General features: G+C 57.3%; 19 protein-coding genes. 8 read left to right on the top strand and 11 right to left on the bottom strand.

What is annotated here, in order from left to right; translation table 11 throughout:
* Window position 1: 1 nt before the first annotated feature.
* Both QT230_RS05695 and QT230_RS05690 read right to left on the bottom strand, forming a co-directional pair.
* Entirely contained in the window at window positions 2-1,222 is a 1,221-nt protein-coding gene (locus QT230_RS05695; protein ID WP_308320615.1) for an ABC transporter substrate-binding protein, read from the bottom strand.
* A 30-nt stretch (window positions 1,223-1,252) separates the two neighbouring features.
* On the bottom strand, window positions 1,253-2,296 hold the full coding sequence (locus QT230_RS05690) for an aminoglycoside phosphotransferase family protein (protein WP_308320614.1): 1,044 nt from the start codon (window positions 2,294-2,296) through the stop codon (window positions 1,253-1,255).
* A 334-nt stretch (window positions 2,297-2,630) separates the two neighbouring features.
* Between QT230_RS05690 and QT230_RS05685 the strand changes: the two genes are divergently transcribed.
* Together QT230_RS05685 and QT230_RS05680 are read left to right on the top strand one after the other, a co-directional pair.
* A complete protein-coding gene (locus tag QT230_RS05685; protein WP_308320613.1) occupies window positions 2,631-3,230 on the top strand; it encodes a pyridoxamine 5'-phosphate oxidase family protein in 600 nt (199 codons plus the stop codon).
* Between the two features lie 41 nt (window positions 3,231-3,271).
* Complete coding sequence (locus QT230_RS05680) at window positions 3,272-3,805, top strand: GNAT family N-acetyltransferase (protein ID WP_308320612.1); 534 nt, start codon at window positions 3,272-3,274, stop codon at window positions 3,803-3,805.
* A gap of 266 nt (window positions 3,806-4,071) precedes the next feature.
* On the opposite strand, the gene QT230_RS20850 is transcribed toward QT230_RS05680, so the two are convergent.
* The 5 genes from QT230_RS20850 to QT230_RS05660 form a co-directional block, all read right to left on the bottom strand.
* Window positions 4,072-4,155: a type II toxin-antitoxin system RelB/DinJ family antitoxin gene (locus QT230_RS20850; protein ID WP_374694444.1), complete on the bottom strand. Its 84-nt coding sequence runs from the start codon at window positions 4,153-4,155 to the stop codon at window positions 4,072-4,074.
* Window positions 4,156-4,276: 121 nt separating this feature from the next.
* A complete protein-coding gene (locus QT230_RS05675; RefSeq protein WP_308320611.1) occupies window positions 4,277-5,380 on the bottom strand; it encodes an extracellular solute-binding protein in 1,104 nt (367 codons plus the stop codon).
* A complete protein-coding gene (locus QT230_RS05670; RefSeq protein ID WP_308320610.1) occupies window positions 5,370-7,121 on the bottom strand; it encodes a chloride channel protein in 1,752 nt (583 codons plus the stop codon). Before QT230_RS05670 ends, QT230_RS05675 begins: the two co-directional genes overlap by 11 nt.
* Window positions 7,122-7,202: 81 nt before the next feature.
* The gene (locus QT230_RS05665) at window positions 7,203-10,097 is read right to left on the bottom strand and encodes a valine--tRNA ligase (RefSeq protein ID WP_308320609.1); all 2,895 of its coding nucleotides are present in this window, start codon (window positions 10,095-10,097) and stop codon (window positions 7,203-7,205) included.
* 110 nt (window positions 10,098-10,207) lie between these two features.
* A complete protein-coding gene (locus QT230_RS05660) occupies window positions 10,208-11,395 on the bottom strand; it encodes an MFS transporter (RefSeq protein ID WP_308320608.1) in 1,188 nt (395 codons plus the stop codon).
* A 173-nt stretch (window positions 11,396-11,568) separates the two neighbouring features.
* On the opposite strand from QT230_RS05660, the gene QT230_RS05655 reads away from it, so the two are divergent.
* Window positions 11,569-12,036, top strand: coding sequence for a Spy/CpxP family protein refolding chaperone (locus tag QT230_RS05655; RefSeq protein ID WP_308320607.1), 468 nt, complete (start codon window positions 11,569-11,571; stop codon window positions 12,034-12,036).
* Window positions 12,037-12,347: 311 nt separating this feature from the next.
* Here QT230_RS05655 and QT230_RS05650 read toward each other — a convergent pair whose 3' ends face one another.
* The 4 genes from QT230_RS05650 to QT230_RS05635 all read right to left on the bottom strand — a co-directional run bounded on the left by QT230_RS05650 (window position 12,348) and on the right by QT230_RS05635 (window position 17,187).
* Window positions 12,348-13,799 carry a Fic family protein gene (locus QT230_RS05650; RefSeq protein WP_308320606.1) on the bottom strand — a complete coding sequence of 484 codons (1,452 nt, stop codon included), beginning with the start codon at window positions 13,797-13,799 and terminating at the stop codon, window positions 12,348-12,350.
* Between the two features lie 83 nt (window positions 13,800-13,882).
* Entirely contained in the window at window positions 13,883-14,314 is a 432-nt protein-coding gene (locus QT230_RS05645) for a DNA polymerase III subunit chi (protein WP_308320605.1), read from the bottom strand.
* Between the two features lie 88 nt (window positions 14,315-14,402).
* Window positions 14,403-15,500 carry a branched-chain amino acid aminotransferase gene (locus QT230_RS05640; RefSeq protein ID WP_308320604.1) on the bottom strand — a complete coding sequence of 366 codons (1,098 nt, stop codon included), beginning with the start codon at window positions 15,498-15,500 and terminating at the stop codon, window positions 14,403-14,405.
* 166 nt (window positions 15,501-15,666) lie between these two features.
* Window positions 15,667-17,187 (bottom strand): leucyl aminopeptidase, encoded by a 1,521-nt coding sequence (locus QT230_RS05635; protein ID WP_308320603.1) that lies wholly within the window; start codon window positions 17,185-17,187, stop codon window positions 15,667-15,669.
* 146 nt (window positions 17,188-17,333) lie between these two features.
* Here QT230_RS05635 and lptF point away from each other — a divergent pair, with 146 nt between their 5' ends.
* The 5 genes from lptF (at window position 17,334) to bfr (ending at window position 21,102) form a co-directional block, all read left to right on the top strand.
* On the top strand, window positions 17,334-18,413 hold the full coding sequence (lptF, locus tag QT230_RS05630; protein WP_308320602.1) for an LPS export ABC transporter permease LptF: 1,080 nt from the start codon (window positions 17,334-17,336) through the stop codon (window positions 18,411-18,413).
* A complete protein-coding gene (gene lptG / locus QT230_RS05625) occupies window positions 18,413-19,492 on the top strand; it encodes an LPS export ABC transporter permease LptG (protein WP_308320601.1) in 1,080 nt (359 codons plus the stop codon). The genes lptF and lptG overlap by 1 nt, the downstream gene beginning before the upstream one ends.
* An 83-nt stretch (window positions 19,493-19,575) precedes the next feature.
* The gene (locus QT230_RS05620; RefSeq protein ID WP_308320600.1) at window positions 19,576-20,052 is read left to right on the top strand and encodes an RDD family protein; all 477 of its coding nucleotides are present in this window, start codon (window positions 19,576-19,578) and stop codon (window positions 20,050-20,052) included.
* 169 nt (window positions 20,053-20,221) lie between these two features.
* Window positions 20,222-20,428: a (2Fe-2S)-binding protein gene (locus QT230_RS05615; protein ID WP_308320599.1), complete on the top strand. Its 207-nt coding sequence runs from the start codon at window positions 20,222-20,224 to the stop codon at window positions 20,426-20,428.
* A 191-nt stretch (window positions 20,429-20,619) separates the two neighbouring features.
* The gene (gene bfr, locus QT230_RS05610) at window positions 20,620-21,102 is read left to right on the top strand and encodes a bacterioferritin (protein WP_009288515.1); all 483 of its coding nucleotides are present in this window, start codon (window positions 20,620-20,622) and stop codon (window positions 21,100-21,102) included.
* Window positions 21,103-21,141: the final 39 nt, after the last annotated feature.

The raw sequence follows: 21,141 nt of genomic DNA, 5'->3' as shown, positions 1-21,141 counted from the left end.
ACTAGTTCACGTAGCGGTTTTGCCACGCTTCGGCCAGGGCATCGACCCAACTTGGGTGGGGCTGGCCGAGCACCTCCCCAAGCTCGTTGGGCGGCAGTGTGGCGATGCCTAGATCAATATCGTCGAACAGGGCGCGCTCGTCTGCAGAGAGCTGCTCCATAGAAAGCACGGTGTTGCTGCCCCATACCTCGGGGTCCTGTTTTTCCGCCTGAGCCTCGGGGGACATCAGGTAGTTGGCCACCACCATGGCACCCGCCTTGTGTTCGGCGTTATAGGGAATCGCCATAAAGCTCATATTGCCGATCATGCCGCTGTCGTGGACATAGCTGCGCACCGTATCGGGAAGCTCATAGTTGGCGATAGCGCCGGACGCCTCCGTGGTGCTGAACGACAGCGCAATGCTGATTTCGCTGTCGCCCATCAAGCTGCGCAGATCGGCACTGTTAGAGGGGAAAGCCCGGCCAGAGCGCCATAGATGGGGGTGCAGTTCATCCAGGTACGCCCAAAGCGGCGCGGTGGCTGCGTCAAACTCTTCTTCCTGCATCGGCGCGTAGAACACCTCGGTGTTATCGCTCAACTCCAATAGCGCCTGGGTAATAAACGCATTGCCCAGGAAGTTGGGCACCTGCGGGTAAGTAAATTCGCCGGGGTTCTGCGCCGCCCACTCCAGCAGTTCCGGCATGTTGTTGGGGGGCTCCTCTACCAGCGCCGTATCGTAGTAAAACACCACTTGGGAACTGCTCCAGGGCGACTCGAGCCCGTCGACCGGGATCGTCCAGTCGTAGCGCACGGCAGGGGTGTTGTCCGGATCGCTGAGCGGGTAGTTGGGCAGTGACTCTGCCCAGGGACCAAACAGCAGGTCGTTTTCTTTCATGGCGGCAAAGTTCTCGCCGTTAATCCAGATCATATCCACGCTGCCGGCATCGTCGTTGCCCGCCTGCTTTTCCGCCAGCACGCGTGACACGGCTTCCGAGGTGTCGCCGAGTTTGACGTGCACCAGTTCGATGCCATAACGCTCATCGACCTGTTGCGCCACCCAGTCGATGTAGGCGTTGGTGCGGGCTTCGCCACCCCAGGCATTCCAGTACACGGTTTGGCCTTCGGCTTGTGCCACGACGCTCTGCCAGTTGTCCGGATCAGGGTTGGCCATGGCAGGAAGGGCAGCGGTCATCATTGCTGTAGCGATAATAGTGAGGCGTAAAGGGCGGTGGTTAATGGGCATCACATATCTCTTTTGTAGGAAGCACAAACGTTATAGCGAGGCTTGCAAGCACTGAAGCTCGCTATGAACATGATCAATAATCGGCAGCGAGAGGTAGTGTTCAACGCGGTCGCGTACATGGTCAATTACGGCGGGGTCGGTGAGTTCTGCCGACCAGTCTTCCCCCCGCTGCTGAGCATCTTTGGCGTTTAAGTGCTGGGCGCGCCATTTAGCACACCAGGTCAATGACCATAGCCAGGTAGCGCGGCGGCAGGCGACCAAGGTGTCGGTGTCGGGTGATTCACTCATGGCCGCTTGCCAGCGGCGATAAAAGTGAATCACCTCATTCAGCGAGAGCACCGCCTGGCTGTTTACGTCCCAGGTGGTCGAGGTGTAGAGGCTGGTGTGGGCGAGGTCGATCCCCGGCAGGCCGTAGCGGCACTTCTCCAAATCTACCAACACTGCGCGGCCATCGTCGCGGATTAAAAAGTTGCCAGGGTGGGTGTCAAAGCTAATCAGGGTAGGCGTTGCATCGCTTAAGCGAGGTGGAAGTAAATCCAGCTCCTGCTTAATCCGCTGAGTCACTTTATGCGAAAGCTGCGCATCGCCTAGCCAGTTAGCTTGCTGGCGCACTTCATCCACCATCGCTTGCCACGGGTTTTCAGGGGCAAGCAGCGGGGCGCGATCTGCAACACCAGGTCGCGGTTGGCGATGCAGGCTGGCCAAGGCATCTGCGATAGCGGGCAGGTCGTCGGGTAGTTGCGCCAAACGGCCACGGATAGCCTCGACCAGCAGCGCGCCCCGGGGCAATGCCTCGCTGGGTGGCAGGGTGTCATAAAGTTTCGGCGTGTGCCCACCAGGGCTAGAGCGCTGGTAGCAGGCGGTCTGATAGGCCAGGTTCTCTTCCGGCGGCAAATTCATCTGGCTCTGCTTCGGCAACCGCGCCACCCAGTCATCGCCATCGCTACGATGAACCCAGACGTGATCGTGGGCCAGCCCGGTATCCGCCATCGGCGTAAGCGTTTGGTAGGTAATCCCGGCCCGCTTTAATTCGCTTGCCAGCGCCTGCAAGCGCGCTTCAGTTGGTATTGGCATAGAGCCGTCCGTGTCGTTGCTGAATCAGCGATGCCACTTAGTGGCTGTTGTTGTACCAACCTTACACCTTTGGTAAGAAAATGTGATTAGAGCGCGGTGTAAGGCCGCGGAAATATCGTCCACTAACGTTGCATAATTGGCATGAGGTGTAACGAATAAGCTAATTACCTTCGGAGTATTTTCTGCTAGCGTTGTGGTTAAGAAAATTTTGTTTAGTTAGAGCGGACATTTTCGAGACTGCTTATCGTTAACAGTCATCGTCATTAATGCGCTAGCAATAGCTGGTGCCTGTTTCATTATTATTGAGACGGCAGTTTTTGTATCGAGGAAGATCATGATTCGCACCATCGAAGAGTTGTATCAGCTATATCCTGAGCCAAAGGAGCGAGCGCTGAAGAAACAGTTGTCGCGTCTTGACCGACACTGTAAGCGATTTATCGAGCTTTCTCCCTTTGTTGTTATCGCCACAGGAAACGCATCAGGCTTTGATGCATCGCCACGTGGTGGAGAGCCAGGCTTCGTCAAGGTGGTTAATGACCTTACGCTGATGATTCCAGATTCCCCAGGTAATAACCGATTGGATTCGCTAAAGAATATCGTTGAAAGTGGTCGGATTGGGTTGCTGTTTTTAATTCCTGGGGTCGATGAGACGCTGCGAGTAAACGGTGCTGCACACGTCTCAGTAGATGCGGAGAAGTTGCAGCTTTTTGCATCGGAGAAACGAGCGCCAAAGGTGGTTATTGAGGTGGCAGTTGAGGAGGCTTACCTTCACTGCGCTAAAGCCTTTATGCGCTCCAAACTTTGGGCCGATGAGAGCCGACGCGGGCGATCCATATTGCCGACGATGGGGCAGATGATTCAAGAGCAGACAAGTAGCAGCGGCTCTCCAGAGTCACAGGAAGAGATGGTTGCGCGTTTCGCGCAGGATCTTTAGTGCCTCTGTGCCCCTCATCATCATGCAGGAAAAACACGAGCATGAGTGACGTTAATATCCGAGAAGTACCCCCGCAGGATTGGTCGTTTTATAAGTCAGTTCGGTTGAGCTCTCTTGAGGATTCTCCTGACTCTTTTGGCTCAACTTACGAGCAGGAAGTATTGCTCTCAGACGCTGAGTGGCAAGCGCGCTTGGATCTGAAGTTAAGAGGTCTTTCTGCTCTGCCGTTAATTGCTGAGTTGGATGGCCGAGCGGTTGGGTTAGCCTGGGGCGTCATGCATGAACCTGATACGAAAATCGCCCATATCTACCAAATGTGGGTTTGCCCGTCACTACGAGGAAGAGGTATAGCCAAGTCCCTTCTATGTGAAATTAGTACCTGGGCTTTAAATAAAGGGTGTGAACGTATAGAACTTGCGGTAACCACAATCAATGAAGCTGCAGTAAGTGTGTATACGTCATATGGGTATACCCCCACGGGGCCGATTGAAGCACTGAGAGCTGGCTCCGCGCTTATGGTGCAACCAATGGTCAAACGGTTGGTCGCTGCTGCAAAGCCAGAAAATACACTTTAAGCTCTTTGTTACGGATACATCCGACGCGTTACTTTTTATCAGGCGCTTCCACCGATTTCCAGAGTGTCAGCAATGGGTATTTTGGTGACTTTTTTGAAGTCTTTCTTGAGCTGCGTTGAATATTCAAGGCTATACATTGCTTACGTTGGCTTCGGTTGATTCACCCACCATAATGTCAACCGAAGCGGCTTTGTGCCCTTTACCCTGGATGAGCTCTTCAATGGCGGTCATTGGGCTGTCGAGCTTTCAGCTCGAAAGGTATGCCGTCATGGTTGATGACTAAGACCAACCTTATCGCAGATAGTAGTGAAGGCAACTTCTGTATCATGATCAATGCGTGTACTGAGCATTTCGCTTTTCATTTTCAAACTCCTTTTGTGTTGCTATGTGTAACATAGCAACACATAGCCTGATGGTCCGATAGAGAATAGGTAGACGCCAACAGCCCCTTGTCGTCGTTGAAAAGCTGCTTCATTCCTGTGCCGTCAGGGCCTTATGAAACAGGGCCTCGACGCGCTCCTGGGTACGCGCATACCAGGCCTCGTCCTTGGTCACTGCCCCCTGGGCGTTGATGGGGTGGGTGGGAATATGCAGGCGCATGTCCAGGCCCGTGTCGCGGTGGGTAGTGACCTGCATCGAAGCAGAACGTCGCGCTGGGCCATAGGGAATATGCCGGGCCAGCGCCACTTGGCGCTCGCTGGTGGTGGCGAAACGGATAAACGTTCGGGCCGCCTCAGGGTTCGGGGCGCCGCGGGGTATCACCCAGGTTTCGTGTTCCTGGAGCTGGCCGTCCCAGAGGATCTCGATGGGCAGGTCGCGCTCCACCATGGCCGCGAAGAAGCGACCGTTATAGCCGGACGCCATGACCACCTCGCCCTCCTCGAGCAGGCGCACTGGGGTGTCGCCTGACTCCCACCAGTGGATATTGTCGATGCTTTGCAGCCGGGAGAAGGCCAGGTTCAGGCCGCGGCGTGTGCTGAGCAGACGGTAGAGCTCTTCCCGGGGCACCTGGTAGGAGAGCAGCGCCCACTCCAGATTAGCGGCCGGGGTGCGCTGTAAGGCTCGTGGGCCGGGGAAACGCTGTTGATCGAAGAGGTCGGCGATACGCGTAGGACGCTCCCCGGGAAAGGCATCACGGCGATAGGCCACGACGGTGGCAAAGATAGAATGGCTGATAAAACAGCGCCCCAGGGCGCCAGAAAAGAAATCCTGGGATGCCGTAGTGCCGTCCGGCGCGGGGGCGGCCAGTTCGGGGGGCAGCGGCTCCAATAGCCCCTCCTCGCAGGCCGCCATGGCCTCGCTGCGGGTCATATCGATGACGTCCCAGGGGACGTCGTTCTCCGCCACGGCCTGGCGCAGTTCCTTCAGGCCGCCGTTATAGCTGTCAACCGCCACCGATACGTCGTGGGCGTCGGTGAAAGGGGTGAAAAGGGCGCGGCGCTGGGCTTGCTCGTAGGCACCGCCCCAGCTCAGTACCGTCAGCGAGTCAGCGGCGTCGGGCACTTCCGCGCTGATGGGGGGTGCCAGGGCGAGCAGCCCGGCCAGAAGTCCCGGGATCAATCGTCTAGCCAGCACCGTGTTCCTCCCGTCGCAGGGCGTCGCTGTGATGCAAGAAGGCTCGAGCAATGCTCGACTCATAGGCCACTCCCAAGAAGCGCCGTTCGTTATCCACGACGGCAATGGCCTCGCCGGTGACCTTCTCTAACTGATGTATTGCCTCCCAAAGTGATGAGTGAGGGTCCAGCACGGGGCGAGGCGTCTCTGGACAGTCGGCCAGGGTTGTCGCCTCGCTGCCTGCGCGGAGGGTCTCCAGGCTCGCCAATGTCACGCAGCCTTGGTAACGCCCTCGGTCGTCCACCAGGTAAGCTTCGCCATGGCCCGCTGTGCTCAGGCACCAGATAGCCGCGTCCAGTGGGGTCGCGGGGGCCAGGGTGACGGCATCGTGGCTTATTAAATCAGTCAAACGCGTCTCCTGGAGTACGGCGCGACTGCGGCCAGCGGAGAGGTCCAGGCCACGGCGGGCCAATTGAATATCGAACAGCGAGCGGCCGAACAGCTGGGCGGCCAGCGGATTGGCAAGCGTGACGCTGGCCAGGGCGGCGGTGGTCAAGGCATAGCTGCCGGTAAGTTCGAAGACGATCAGCAGGGTGGTGAGAGGCGCGCCGAGTACCGGCGCAGTGACCGCGACCATGCCGCACACGGCATAGAAGATGAACGTCTCCTGGCCGCCGCCCAGCTCGGCGACCAGGGTACCCATCAATGCGCCGAAAAGAGTGCCGATCACCAACGCTGGGCTGAAGACACCACCGGCGAAGCCCAGCCCCAGGCACAAAGCCGTCGCGGCCAGTTTGAGTAGCAGTACCATCAGCAGCTCGCCGCCGCCGTAGGCACCGGGCAAGGTGGCGAAGCGCAGAGTTTCCTGGCCCATGCCCAGAATATCGGGTACCCACAGGGCGGTGAGGCCGAGCAAGGCCCCGGCTAACGCGGGATGCAGACTGGCGGGCAGCGGTAGCCGCTTAGCTAGCTGCCCCATGGCAAGAATGGCATGCATATAGGCACCCGCCACCAAGGCGCCCAGGCCACCCAAGACCAGGAAAAGGGCGAACTCCCAGGGTTGGGGCACGCCAGGCTCAGTGATATGGAACAGCGCCCCTTGATCCAGCAACTGGGTGGCCAACACATAGCCGACGATGGCGGCGGCCGCCACTGGCGCGAAGGCGCGTAGGGCATAGTGGCGCAGCACGACTTCGTGGGCGAAGACAATGCCTGCCAGTGGCGCATTGAAGGCTGCCGCAATGGCAGCAGCCACCCCGCAAGCGATGGTAATATTGTCTTCTGAGCGTCCCAGGTGCAGCAAGCGAGTGATCAGCGAGCCGAGCGTCGCGCCGAGATGTACCAGCGGGCCGTACTGACCCACCGAGGCGCCGGCACCCAACGACACCAGGCTGCTTAACCCCGAGAGCGCGCCCGCCTTGGCAGGCAGGCGACCCCGGCGGGTCTGGACAGCCGCGATGGCGTCGGCAGGGGTATGGGGGCGGCCCCCGGGAAGGCCACGGTGCAGTTGGCCAACGAGCAGCCCCCCAAGGGTTGGTACCAGCAGTGTGGCCAGGATCACCAGCGTGGTGTTGGCCGCCATCATCTGGCCGCGGGGGGAGATCAACAATAGGTCGTTGAGCCATACCACCGCATTGACGAAACCAACGGCGACCAGCGCCGCCACGCCCCCGACGACACTGCCCAATAGTACCAGGCCAAGAAAACGCAACACCGCCAGGGGGTGTCGGGCCGAAACGATGTTTGTGCTGGGCGAGTCCATGTCCCAGTTATAGGCGCTATCGGGTCGCCGGGCAAGGTAGCACGAGCGCCATGCAGTCAGAGCTGCCTGGCGCCGCGTGGCTTACAGCGCTGAGATTTTAGCCCGTTGCTCTTCCAACAGTTTTTTGGCGGCCTGGAATTCGGCCAACTTGCCGCGCTCTTTATCTACCACGGCGACAGGGGCTTTGGCGATAAAGCCGTCGTTGCCAAGTTTCTTCTCGATGCCGCCGATCAGCTTGTCCTGCTTCTCGATCTCTTTGCTGAGGCGAGCGATTTCGGCGCCTTTGTCGATCAGATCTGCCATCGGCACCAGCACTTCCATATCGCCTACCAACTGTGTTGCCGAGAGCGGGGCATCATCCGGGTTTTCAAGCCAGGTCACGCTTTCCAGCTTGGCGAGTTTGGAAAGGAAGCGGCGGTTGCTCTCCAGCCGCTCGGCGTCTTCGGGCTTGCCTTTGGTGAGTAGCACGTCCAGCGGTTTGCCGGGGGCGATGTTCATCTCGGCGCGGATGTTACGCACGGCGATGATGACGCCTTTCAGCCACTCGATGTCCAGACTGGCCTGATCATCGATTTTGCTCTCGTCGACTTCAGGCCAGGCTTGCAGCATGATCGACGCATCGTCACCCATATACACTCCTGCCAGCGGCGATACGCGCTGCCAGATCTCTTCGGTGATATAGGGCATCATCGGGTGAGCAAGGCGCAGAATGGCTTCGAGTACGCGTACCAGCGTGCGGCGGGTGCCTCGTTTGCGTTTCGCAAGCTCCGCCGCTCCCGACGTCCTGTCTCCCGCGGCATTAGTACTTCCCTGTACGTCATCCTCCCACAATACAGGCTTGGAAAGTTCCAGGTACCAGTCGCAGTACTCATTCCAGACGAATTCGTACAGCGCCTGGGAAGCGTGGTCGAAGCGATACTCGTCCAGTGCCTTGGTGACCTGGGCCTCGGTTTTTTGCAGTTGGGAAATAATCCAGCGGTCGGCCAGTGACAGTTCTACCTCGCTGCCGTCGGTACCACAGTCTTCGCCTTCTGCGTTCATCAGCACGTAGCGTGAGGCGTTCCACAGCTTGTTGCAGAAGTTGCGGTAGCCATCCAGCCGATTCATATCAAATTTGATATCGCGCCCGGTGGTGGCTTGGGAGAGGAAGGTAAAGCGCAGTGCATCGGTGCCGTGGGCTTCAATGCCGTCTTTAAATTCGTCTTTGGTGGCTTTGGCAATCGCCTTGGCCTGTTTTGGCTGCATCATATTGCCGGTGCGCTTTTCGAGCAGCTCATCCAGCGTGATGCCGTCAATCAGGTCGATGGGATCCAGCACGTTGCCCTTGGATTTGGACATTTTCTGACCCTGACCGTCGCGCACCAAGCCGTGCACATAAACCGTTTTGAACGGTACCTGCTTGGTGAACTTCAGGGTCATCATGATCATCCGGGCGACCCAGAAGAAAATGATGTCAAAGCCGGTCACCAGCACGCTGGAAGGGTGGAAAGTCTCAAGTTCCGGCGTTTCTTCGGGCCAGCCAAGAGTGCCAAACGTCCACAGGCCCGAGCTGAACCATGTGTCGAGGACGTCTTCGTCTTGAGTCAGCTCAACATCGACACCCAGCTCATACTTCTCGCGGGCTTCTTCTTCCGTACGGGCAACGTAGACATTGCCTTCGGCGTCGTACCACGCTGGAATGCGGTGGCCCCACCACAGCTGGCGGGAGATACACCAATCCTGCAGGTCGCGCATCCAGGCAAAGTACATGTTTTCGTAGTTTTTGGGGACGAACTGAATGTCGCCATTTTCCACCGCTTCAATGGCGGGCTTGGCGAGCGATTCCACGGCCACAAACCACTGGTCGGTGAGCAAGGGCTCAATGACATCACCGGAACGATCCCCCAGCGGCAGGGTGTTGTTAACGGCTTCGACCTGCTCCAGCAGGCCCAGGGCATCCATATCGGCGACGATCAGCTTGCGCGCTTCAAAGCGGTCAAGCCCTGCGTACTTGGCGGGTAGGCTGGCGTCTTCGTCTGGTTGGGGCTGACCTTTTAGATCGAAGATCTCGGCTTGTTCAAGGATGGTCGCGTCCTTGGAGAATACATTGATCAGCAGATGATTCTGGCGCTTGCCGACTTCGTAGTCGTTGAAGTCATGCGCAGGGGTGATCTTGACGCAGCCCGAGCCTTTCTCCATATCGGCGTGTTCGTCGGCGACCACCGGAATACGGCGACCAACCAACGGCAGCTCGATAAATTTACCGACCAGGGAGGTGTAGCGCTCATCATCTGGATTCACCGCCACGCCGGTATCACCCAGCAGGGTTTCCGGGCGGGTGGTGGCCACGACAAGGTAATTCTTGCCGTCGGCGGTTTTAACGCCATCGGCCAGCGGGTAGCGGAAGTGCCAGAAGCTGCCCTGCTGCTCTTTGTTCTCCACTTCCAGGTCGGAAATGGCGGTGTGCAGGGTAGGATCCCAGTTGACCAAGCGCTTGCCACGGTAGATCAGCTTCTCTTCGTGCAGGCGCACAAACACTTCCTGCACGGCTTTATAGAAGCCATCGTCCATAGTGAAGCGTTCGCGGCTCCAGTCGACGCTGGCGCCCATACGGCGTAGCTGGCGGGTAATATGGCCGCCGGATTCCTGCTTCCACTCCCAGACCTTATCGATAAACGCATCACGGCCGAGATCGTGGCGGGTTTTGCCCTCTTCAGCGGCGATTTTACGCTCCACCAGCATTTGCGTGGCGATACCGGCGTGGTCGGTGCCTACCTGCCACAAGGTGTTATTCCCCTGCATCCGCTTCCAGCGCGTCAGGGTATCCATAATGGTGTCCTGGAACGCATGGCCCATGTGCAGGCTGCCGGTCACATTGGGCGGTGGAATCATGATCGAAAAAGGCGCGCCCTGGCCGGAGGGGGCAAAACGGTTGTCGGCTTCCCAGCGCTCGTACCAGCGGGTTTCGATCTGTTCGGGTTGGTAGGTCTTTTCCATGGAGAGTTGGCTCACGGCTGGCGAGAAATGTGCATAAGTGCGTAAATGAATAAGTGCACAGCTAATGGACGCGAGTATAACGCGAGAGGGTGGGGGGCGTCAGGTGCTACTCACCCCCGATTAACGACCGTTACGGGATGTGCAGAAAATCCGCGCATGGCGATTAGCCCGAGAATGGGCCCTGGTAGCAGCCACCAAATCACCGCCAGCGATTGGCTCGACCACAGTGCGGTGACCAGCGCGATGGAGGGAATGGTTAACCCAAAGCCAATCGCGTTCATCATCGCCAGCGCCGCGCCTAGACGATCAGCGGGAGCCGTGGCGCTGGCCAGCGCCGAAAACTGCGCGGAATCAGCAATCACGCTAACGCCCCATAAGCCCAGAAGCGCCAGCAGCAGCCAGGGCGAGGCGCTGCCCAAAAGGGGATAAACCAAACAGAGCGCGCCAGAGGTTGCCAAGGCAACGCAAGCCACCCGGTCGCTGCCAATATGGCGACTCCACCTGCCGGCGAGTACGCAGCCCGGTAAGCCCAGCGCAATCACCGCAAAGCTGAGCCACGGTTGCGCAGTATTGGAAGTGCCCAAGCGCTCCAGCTCCCTGGCGACCAGAAACGGCACCAGCGCCCATAGGGCGTAAAGCTCCCAGCAGTGACCGAAGTAGCCCAGGGCGGCGGCCCGAAAGCGCGGCTGTTTGAACGCCACTACCCCTGCCCAGGGGCGCCCGCTTTTGGCGGTGGCCGGTAAGTGCGGGCCAACGCCCAGTCTATAAATCATCAGCGCCGCAACCAGCGCCAACAGCGATGCCAGCAGCAATGGCCACTGCCAGGGAAGGTTCAACGTTAAACCGCGTAGCAGGTGCGGCGAGGCAATGCCCAGCGTCAACATGCCCACCAGCCAGCCCAGCGCGGCGCCTGCATGGCTGGGTGTCCAGCTCACCACCAGTTTCATACCCAGCGGATAGATACCCGCCAGACAGAGCCCGGTCGCAAAGCGCGCCATAGCAGCGAGCGTTACGCTCTCGGCCACGCCGATAAAAGCGGCGTTAATCAGCGCGCCGAGAACGGCGGACACTGCAAATAGGTGACTGGCGCGAATGCGATCCGCAAGGCCGGTGGTGGCAATCGCCAGCGTGCCAGTAATAAACCCGGCCTGAACGGCGATGGTGAGCAGCCCTAAATCGCTTTCGCTAAGGCCTACCGCATCCTGCAGCGCCAAGCCAACGCCATTTACGCTAAACCATAGTGAGGTGCCGAATAGTTGGGCTATGACGATCGTAACAAGCGGGTAGCGCGTGAACACGTTGACGTCTCCATAAGTGCAAATGGACCGGCAAGGCCCCACTTATGGTAATCAACAATTTGTCGTTACGACGAATTTTTTGAAAACAGCATTGTCGGAGTCCGAGAGTACCGCAAGACCCGCCAGGATTTTGCCGGGGAGAAAATTTATTTTGTACGCAATTGGAGTCTTTAATGCAGGTAGCTAAACTTTTCGTTCCGGCAGTTGCCGCCCTAGTGTTCAGTGTGCCCGCTATGGCTCAGCAAATGGGTGCTCCCAGTGTAGATGATCAGGTTAACCAACTCGACGAAATGGTGGATCTGGATGACGGGCAGAAGGAGGAACTCAGCAACCTTTTGACCCAGATGCAAGATGACATCGGTGCCAATGAGCAGGAAGCCCAGCAGTTGCAACAGCAGCTCAGTGAGCACGTTAAGCCTGATTACGACGAAGCTGCTATTCGGGCGGACGCAGAGCGTCTTGGTGACCTAACGGCCGAGATGACCGCTGATAGCATTATCATACAGTCTCAGATTGAAGGCGTTTTCACTCAGGAACAGCGCGATCAACTGGATGAGGCCGTGGCTCAGCAGCAGGAGCAAATGCAACAGCAAATGCAACAGATGCAACAGCAAATGCAACAGCAGCAACAGGGAGGCTAAGGCGAAGACGTACTAACAGCGATTGCCTGCTTTTGTTGATGATCCCGCCAAGTGCGGGGTCACGTGTTTGTGGCTGATGATCTTCTCGGGCTTCGTCGAGATGTTGGTATGCTTGAACAGGATTGACTGGATGCGTTGCTGAAGTTGGTTAGCGGCCACCGCTCCAGACGGCACGCTCAGCGCAGAACTCACGCTGCCGAGGGGAGTCACGGTTGGCTCGCCTTCGCTGGCACCTTGACGGATCGAATCAATCAATGCTCAGGGCATTGGCCTTAACCAGTCTTCCCTCTTTTAAGGTTGGTTTGCCCATATCAATGTTGTCTTCCTTGATTGGCTACCCATTTCTGCCCGGCTGCTGTCAGACGGTACTTCTGACGGCTGCTGCGTGGCTTGTCGGGAATTGTCATTTCAATAGCGCCGATCTCTAAGGCCGGACGCAGATAGGATTCACGAAAGTGGTCTTCATGCTTCAACCCAAGCGCTGCCTGTATATCTGAGCGCTTCATTTCGCCTTGCAAGACCGAGAGAAGTCGTGTCACTTCCCCGGTCACTTCCCCGGTGACTTCCCCGGTGACTTCCCCGGTGACTGGTGGGGTATCGTCCGTCCACTCCGCCTCTGGCCGCCAAGCGATTGCACTGAATTGATTGCCTGAAGGGTCATTAAGCAAGTCAATCTGAGGCCATGCCTCAAGCGCTCGTGGAATGCCACTGCCCATACCGCGGTAGGGCAGGATATGGGACGCATGCTCCGTGAGCGTGGGGTTGCGGCGAATGGTTTGTCCCCGGCGAATGTCCTCAGCGCTCAGGCTATCTGGCAGGTGGCCAGGGCTGACAATCTCCACACGATCGGCAAAGACCATCAAGCGGACGGAAGCGCTGGTGAAGTAATCTCGGTGAATCAAGGCATTGACCAGCAACTCTTCCAGCGCCGTTTCGGGAATCTCCAACTCGCCCAGGGTGTTGAAACTACGCCCGTGCTGCACATGGTGCAAATTGCGCTTGATAAAGGCAAAAGCGCCACGGAACTGCTCCAGTAAGGTGCCCTTGATATCTTCGCTATCCAGGTAGCGAGTATCGTGCAGCGCGGTGCCGGGGAAGGCCACTGCCTTCACTTCAAAGGCCGGACGCCAGCGCTGAGGATTGCGACCAAAAAGCATCAGCCCCGTCAGATTCAACTCCTGCCCATCGGCTAGGCCCAAGTTCTGCAGTAACTGCTCTTGGGTCAGGCCAGAGAACTCGCTGCTCTCGCCATAGCGACGATTGAAATAGGCAGTAAACGCCTTGTCATCGATATCCTCCACCGAGGTATCCGCTACCGGTACTACATCAGCGTAAACCAGCCCGGAGCGCTGGAACATGCGCTGCAACTCTTCGCGGGAGGTCACGTGTCGCTTGTCTGAACTCTGCTTGACCCAAATGCGACCTTGATTATCGAGATAAGGTTTGGCCAATCCATCGGGCACTTCCATTACTATTACAATGCCCTGTTCTGTCTGTACATTCTCGGTCAATGGATGCACTGGTGGGCGCACATGCTGAGAAGCGGCGTTGCCCAGCAACTGGTTCAACCGCCGAACAGCCGCGCCATCCAGTCCCGCAATCGAGCCGTCATCATTCACGCCCAGAAGCAGCCACCCGCCGCCACTGTTGGCAAAGGCGGCCATCTCAGCGGCAAGGCTATCCGCGTTGGTGGCATCGCGTTTGAACTGATGGCGGCTGTCTTCGCCGCGTGCGACCATCTCAAGAAGTTCAATTATCGTCATGGCTTACTTCGCTTCAGCTCGCGATGGAGAAAGGCATCAATTTCAGCGTCTGGTCAAGCCTCTCCGCGCTGGATGCATTGTGCCTACCCCAGCTTATGCGGCACAACTTCATGACCGAGCTCTTTATAACGTTGCCAGCAGGCGCGTTTGGCGACCAGCACTTGTTGGTGCTGGTTAATGATCTCGGCGATCCGGGCGTAGAGCTCTACACCTTCGGGAATATCGGGGTGCAGGTTAAGCAGCGCGGTCTCTTCGGTGGGTACTGGCAACTGCTGCCAGCCTAGCGTGATCGGCACGCTGGTGGCCATTTCGCTATCTTCCAAGGCGTGGGGCAGGTAGGCGTCCGGGCGGAAATTCCACAGCGTGTCATCCGCTTGTTCGGCGAGGGCTTTATCCTCGCAGTGCAGGTGCAGGCGGTAGCCTTTACGCCAGATGGTTTCGGCGAGTTTGCAGGCAAACTGCAAACGCGCCTCTAGCGTAGTGTCGGGCAAAATATAGAAATCAATGCGCGCCATGGCGGTTCCAGGTAAGTCGGTTCCAGAAACAGCACCGCCGCAAAAGCTGCGGCGGCGATGAGGTCTTAAGCGCTGGTGTTAAACCGGCTTAAACCAGCTGGGTGAGCCAGCCGTATTTATCTTCACTGCGGCCGTACTGCAGGTCGAGCAGCTTGGTGCGAATGCGCATGGCAATCTCATTATTGCCACCGGCAGCTAGCTTGATACGCTCGTTCTCGGTGACCAGCTCGCCCACCGGGGTGATGACCGCGGCGGTACCGCAGGCAAATATCTCAGTGATCTCACCAGAGGCCGCGCCTTCCCGCCACTCATCAATGCTAATCGGACGCTCTTCCGGCGTTAAGCCTTCATCTTTGGCTAGGGTCAGTACAGAGTTGCGTGTTACGCCTTCCAAAATGGTGTCGGTCAGGCGTGGTGTCACCAAACGGCCGTCTTTGAAGACGAAGAACAGGTTCATACCGCCCAGCTCTTCGACCCACTTGTTTTCGGCAGCGTCGAGAAATGCTACTTGGCCACACTGGTGGGCTTCGGCCTCTTTCTGTGCCGCTAATGAGGCAGCGTAGTTGCCGCCACACTTGGCAAAGCCAGTGCCGCCGGGAGCTGCACGCTTAAAGTTCGAAGAGAGCCAGATGGAAACCGGCGCGATACCACCTTTAAAATACGCCGCGGCGGGGGAGGCGATCACGTAGTAGTCGACCTCGTGGGCGGGGCGAACGCCTAAGAAGGCTTCTGAAGCGATCATAAACGGGCGCAGATAGAGGCTGCACTCGTCAGAAGCGCTGGCGGGCGTTGGCACCCAGCTATGGTCCTGAGCCAATAGCGCTTTCAGAGAGCCGATGAAATCATCATCGGAAAGCTCCGGCAGCGCCAGGCGTCGGGCGCTACGGCGAAAACGCTCGGCGTTTTTCTCGGGGCGGAACGTCCAGATTGAGCCGTCGGCGTGGCGATAAGCTTTGATGCCCTCAAAAATCTCCTGGCCGTAATGCAGTACAGAAGCAGCCGGGTCGAGAGTTAGCGGGCCGTAGGGGCGCACCTGATGGCCGTGCCAGTCGGCGTCAACGGTCCAGCGCACATGGGCCATGTGATCGGTAAAGTGTTTGCCAAAGCCGGGGTTTTTGAGAATGTTGTCACGGATCTCATCGGCTATCGGCTGGTTGGATGGCAAAATCTCAAAGTTAGTGGGCACGGCATGTTCTCTCTACTTGATCCAAGCCCTGAAGGGCAAATATAGGCGTCGTAATATAAGCGTTAAAGTGGACGTAACATGTGCCTTGAAATAAGGCACACGCTAATGTGTTTAGGTGTAACGGTTGCATCAAATAAAGGCAACCGTTGATTGCTTGATTGTGTTGCTAGACGTCGCTATTTTCTACTTGGGCGTCGGCTTCACGGTCGAGTAAGTACTGGGTTAATAGCCCGACCGGGCGGCCGGTGGCGCCTTTCTGCTTGCCGGAGTGCCAAGCAGTACCGGCAATATCCAGATGCGCCCAGGGGAAGTGATCGGCAAAACGCGACAGGAAGCATGCGGCGGTAATGGTGCCCGCCGGGCGACCGCCAATATTAGCCAGATCAGCAAAGTTGGACTCCAACTGCTCCTGGTACTCGTCCCATAGCGGCAGGTGCCAAGCGCGATCCCAAGCGGCTTCGCCCGCATCCAGCAGATCCAGCGCTAGGTCGTCGTCGTTGGAGAGCAGGCCGGTGGCGTGGTGGCCCAGGCCAATAATGACCGCGCCAGTGAGGGTGGCAATGTCGACCACGCTTGCCGGGGTAAAGCGCTCGGCGTAAGTCAGCGCATCGCACAGCACTAAACGGCCTTCCGCGTCGGTATTAAGCACTTCGACGGTCAACCCTTTAAGGGTTTTGATGATATCGCCGGGCTTGGTGGCATGGCCGTCGGGCATGTTTTCCGCAGCGGCAACAATAAACACCAGATTGAGCTTGGGTTTGATCGCCAGCACGGCTTTCACGGTGCCGAACACGCTGGCAGCGCCGCACATATCGAATTTCATTTCGTCCATGCCTTCGCCGGGCTTTAGCGAAATGCCGCCGGTATCAAAGGTGATGCCTTTGCCTACCAATACATGGGGGGCTTCGTCGGCATTTTCAGCACCCTGGTACTTCATCACGATCAGGCGTGTCGGCTCTTTGCTGCCACGACCTACAGAGAGCAGCGAGCCTGCACCCAGGGCTTCCAGCGCTTCTTCATCAAGAATATCGACCTCGAGCGCGCCTTGTGAGTCACGGCCCAACTGCTGAGCCTGTTCGGCCAGGTAGCTGGGCGTGCATACGTTACCGGGCAGGTTACCCAGGGTACGGGTGTAGTTGATGCCCTGGCCAATGGCGTTGCCCACTAATGCACCCTGCTTCACTTGCGAAACGGCGTCGGCATCGCTAACGATTAACGTCAGCTTGGCAAGGCTGGGAGCCGGTGCAGGAGTCGACTTGAACTGATCAAAGCGATAAATGGCCCGCTCTGCGGCTTCCATCACCTTGCGCGCTTTCCAGGCCGGGTCGCGATCAGCCAGGGGCACATCGCTAAGCACACTGCTGGCCTCATCAACCGGCAGCTTCACAAGGGCGGTCATGGCGGCGTCTAGCGCTTTGATAAAGGCGGCTTCCTGACATTTTTCGCGCTCGCCCAGGCCAACGAGTAAGATGCGCTCGGCACCCAGGCCAGGTGCAAAGGGGACCATCTGCACGTTACCCAGCGCCGCGTCAAAGTCGCCACGCTCCAGCAGTTGGCCGATCAGTCGCTCGCTGGCGTCGTCCAGTTTGGCAACGGTGGGCAGAAGGTCGCCAGCTTTAAAAACTGGCACCAACAAGCAGGCCGTTTCGGTTTTAGCTGGGTTAGCAGTCTGAACGGAAAATTCCATGACGTCTCCAACAAGACAAGCATCGAGGGATTCGGGATAATGCCCCGTTGCTTTTGATTTTGAAAAGGGACTGTGAATAGTTTGATTAGTGTACCCAAGCCATGGGCGTAATGCATGGCATCCTGCAAGACTAGCCGGAGAGCGCGTTGATTTTATTTCGGTATTTAACTCGCGAAGTATTGCTCACCATGTCGGCGGTTGCTGGCATTCTGCTGCTGGTGATCATGGGGAGCCGCTTTATTCGCTATTTTTCGGACGCAGCGGAAGGCGATATTCCCGTCACCATGTTAGGCAGCCTGATGATGTTTCATCTGCCTGGCTTTATGGAGCTGATTTTACCGTTGTCGTTTTTTCTAGGCATCATGCTTGCCTATGGGCAGCTGTATATGAACAGCGAAATCACCGTCATGGTTGCCTGCGGGATGAGCCCCACACGGTTGCTAAAAGTCACGCTGCTGCCCGCTAGCGTGGTGGCGGTGCTGGTGGGGGTGTGCAGTCTGTGGCTGACGCCCTATGGTGCTCTGCAAACCGAAACCGCATTGGAAGAGCAGCGTAGCCGCCTGGATGTTTCCGTACTCGCCCCCGGGCGCTTTCAAGAGTTTGGCGGTGGGCGTACTGCTTACATTGGCAGCTTTTCCAGCGACGGCACGGAAATGCAGGATGTCCTGGTGCACGAGCAGAACCAGCAGGACGACGAAGGAACCCACGACTTCGTGACCCGCGCAGCCTCGGGATATCAGGAAACCCGGCTCGAAACAGGCAGCCGTTTTTTGGTGCTGAATGATGGCGAGCGGTACGGCGTAACCCCTGGCGAGCAAAGCGCTGAGCGGCTCACATTCGAGCGCTACACGCTGCGTTTAGGCTTGAGTCGCGACCGGCAAGAGCTGGATTCACTCGAATATGCGACTACGCCCGCGCTCTGGAATAACCCTAGCTCACGTGCGCAAGCGCAGTTTCAGTGGCGTGCGGGTCTGCCATTAATGGTGTTCGTGCTGGCCTTGATGGCGCAGCCGCTCTCCCGGGTAAATCCCCGTCAGGGGCGTTTTGGCAAATTGCTCCCCGCGGTATTTTTATACGTCGCCTACCTCAGCATGCTGCTGGCGGTGGTCGATGCCATTGGCAGCGGTACCTGGCCCACCACGCTGGGCGTATGGCCGGTACACGGGCTGTTCTTGGGGTTGGGCCTGCTAATGCTGTGGCGCTCGCAACGCAAGGGGATGCGATAATGCTGAAGTTGTTAACGGTAGCTGATCGTCTCGACCGTTATATTGCCCGCAACGTGCTGGCGGCGATTGTCGTCGTCCAATTCGTGCTATTGGGCTTGGATATTACCATTGCCTATATAGATGATTTAGGCGATGTGCAAGCTGGCTATACTGCCCTTGATGTGCTGCTTTACCTGTTAATGCGCACGCCCTGGCGCTTCTACCAATACGCCCCGGTGGCGGTATTAATCGGCGCGCTGATTGGTTTAGGCAGCATGGCCTCCAGCAACGAGCTCACCGTTATGCGCGCCGCTGGCTGCTCCCTGGCGCGGATTGTGTGGGGCGTAATGAAGCCGGTGCTGGTGGTGGTCGTTGTGGTGCTGCTGGTTGCCGAGTATGTCAGCCCGCGCACTGAGCAGTATGCCGAGGCGTGGCGGCTGGAAAAACTCCAGGGTGAAGGCGCCATGCTAACCAGCCGCAGCGGCTGGCAGATTGAGGGCGACAGCGTCTACCGCTTCGGGGCGATTCGTGCCGATGATGTGGTGCTCGATTTAACCCGCTATCGCTTTGATGACCGCCAGCTAGTCGAAGCCACCTACGCCCAGCGGGCTCGCTGGGAGGGCGATGCCTGGCGTTTGGAAAATGTGTCGACCACGCGTATTTTTAACGACCACACCGAGTCTGACCAGACGGCAAGCATGGGCTGGGAGACCTCTTTTACCCCCTCTCAGTTAGAGCGGCTGCTGCGCGATATTGAGAGCCAGGCACCCAGCGAGCTTTGGGCCTATGCCCAGTTTCTCGGAGATCAGGGCCTGCAGAATGATCAGGCGCTGCTGTATTTTTGGCAGAAGATGCTGATGCCGCTGACCATGGGCTCGCTGGTGCTGATTGCCGCCTCCTTTGTGTTTGGCCCGCTGCGTACGGTGGCTGCTGGTACTCGGGTGTTTTACGGCGTGGTAACCGGGCTAAGCTTTAAGTACGTTCAGGACCTACTAGCCCCCGCCTCGACGATTTTTGGCTTCTCGCCCATCTGGGCGGTGCTGGTGCCGACACTGGCGTGCGCCGGGGTCGGGATCTACTTTCTGCGTCGCAACGGTTAATGCCGCAACGGTTAATGCCACAACGACATCACTGCTTCTTATCGCCTAAAAACCGCTCATAAACAGCCAGGAGCTGAGAAAGAATGAGGCAAACACGACGCTTTACTCAGTTGGACAGCGTATGGCCAGCGGGCCTTGGCCGCCGTTTGGGCGCCATGCTGTATGACGGTTTTTTGGTGACCGCGATTTGGATCGCCGTGACGGTCGTCCATATGCTGTTTTTTCGCTATGTGCTGGGTCAGCAGCCCGAAGAAATTGGCACAACGGCTGGTGACATCTGGAGCCTGCGCCTCATGCTGGTGTTTTTTGTCACGCTGTTTTTTGTTTTTTCCTGGTCGCGTGGGGGTATGACCTTGGGCATGCAGGCGTGGCGACTGCGGGTGCAAGCGGCAGATGGCACTTCGCTGAACTTGAAGCAGTGCCTGATTCGCTGCGTGGTGGCGTGGCTCTCGCTGCTGGCATTGGGGTTGGGCTACTTATGGGTGCTGTTCGATAAACAGCGACGTAGCTGGCCGGATATTGCTTCCAACACACAGACAGTGGTTCTGCCGAAGAAATAATTTTTCCGTGCACTCGGCAATTTTTTTGGAAAAAGTATCGCTTCGCCAATATCTTATCGCGCTCTCTATATTTACTAAGACGAATGGCTAGCAAAAAGCAGTAATTTCTACTTGATAAGATGTATGCGAATCATTTACATTCATCTCATGATTTCTATGAGGTGTCGCCATGTACGTTTGCGTGTGCAAGGGAGTAACCGACCATCAAATTCGCCAGCACGTTAACGACGGTGCGCGCAGCTGGCGAGAAGTACGCGAAGCGACCGGCTGCGCAACGCAGTGTGGTAAGTGCGCGTGCTACGCTAAAACGATTACCCGCGATGCCGTTCAGGAAGCGCGCCAGGAAGCAGATATGGGACTCGCTTACGCCGTGTGACGCGAATCACTATTGTTAGGGTTATCTTTAGCAAATAACTGATTTGCTTGAACTTTTCGTTGTCTTGTCTATACTCCTAGAAACGCTGGGGGTATAGCTATTTGCGTCTATACCCTTCTCCAAACGTAACTGCTTGATCGTATTGTCTAAACTAGATTAAACATCAGCATTACAGTAGAAAAGGTGACGTTATGAAAGGTGATACGAAAGTTATTGAGCATCTCAATAAGGCGCTCGGCAACGAATTGGTTGCGATCAATCAGTACTTTTTGCACGCCAAAATGTACAAAGATTGGGGCCTGAAAGCCCTCGCCAAATGGGAATACGATGAGTCTATCGAAGAGATGCAGCACGCTGACAAGATCATCGAGCGCATTCTGTTCCTGGAAGGTATCCCCAATCTGCAAGACCTGGGTAAGCTGCACATCGGTGAAAACGTCAAAGAGATGCTCGAAAGCGATCTGAAAATCGAGCACGATGGCCGCAACGACTACATTGAAGCGATCACCTACTGCGAGAGCGTTAAAGACTACGTTACCCGCGATATGCTGCGTGATTTGCTCGCCGACGAAGAAGATCACATCGACCATATCGAAACCGAGCTGGGTTTGATCGACAAGGTGGGCATCCAGAATTACATGCAGCGCCAAATGCAGATGGCGGGCGACGAGTAAGTCACTTGCTGTTGCACGCTTAACAAAAGCTAGCAACCC

The sequence above is a fragment of the Halomonas sp. SpR8 genome, from assembly GCF_031010195.1.
In the GTDB taxonomy this organism is placed as follows: Bacteria; Pseudomonadota; Gammaproteobacteria; order Pseudomonadales; family Halomonadaceae; genus Vreelandella.
This window is presented reverse-complemented; position numbering and strand designations above follow the sequence as displayed.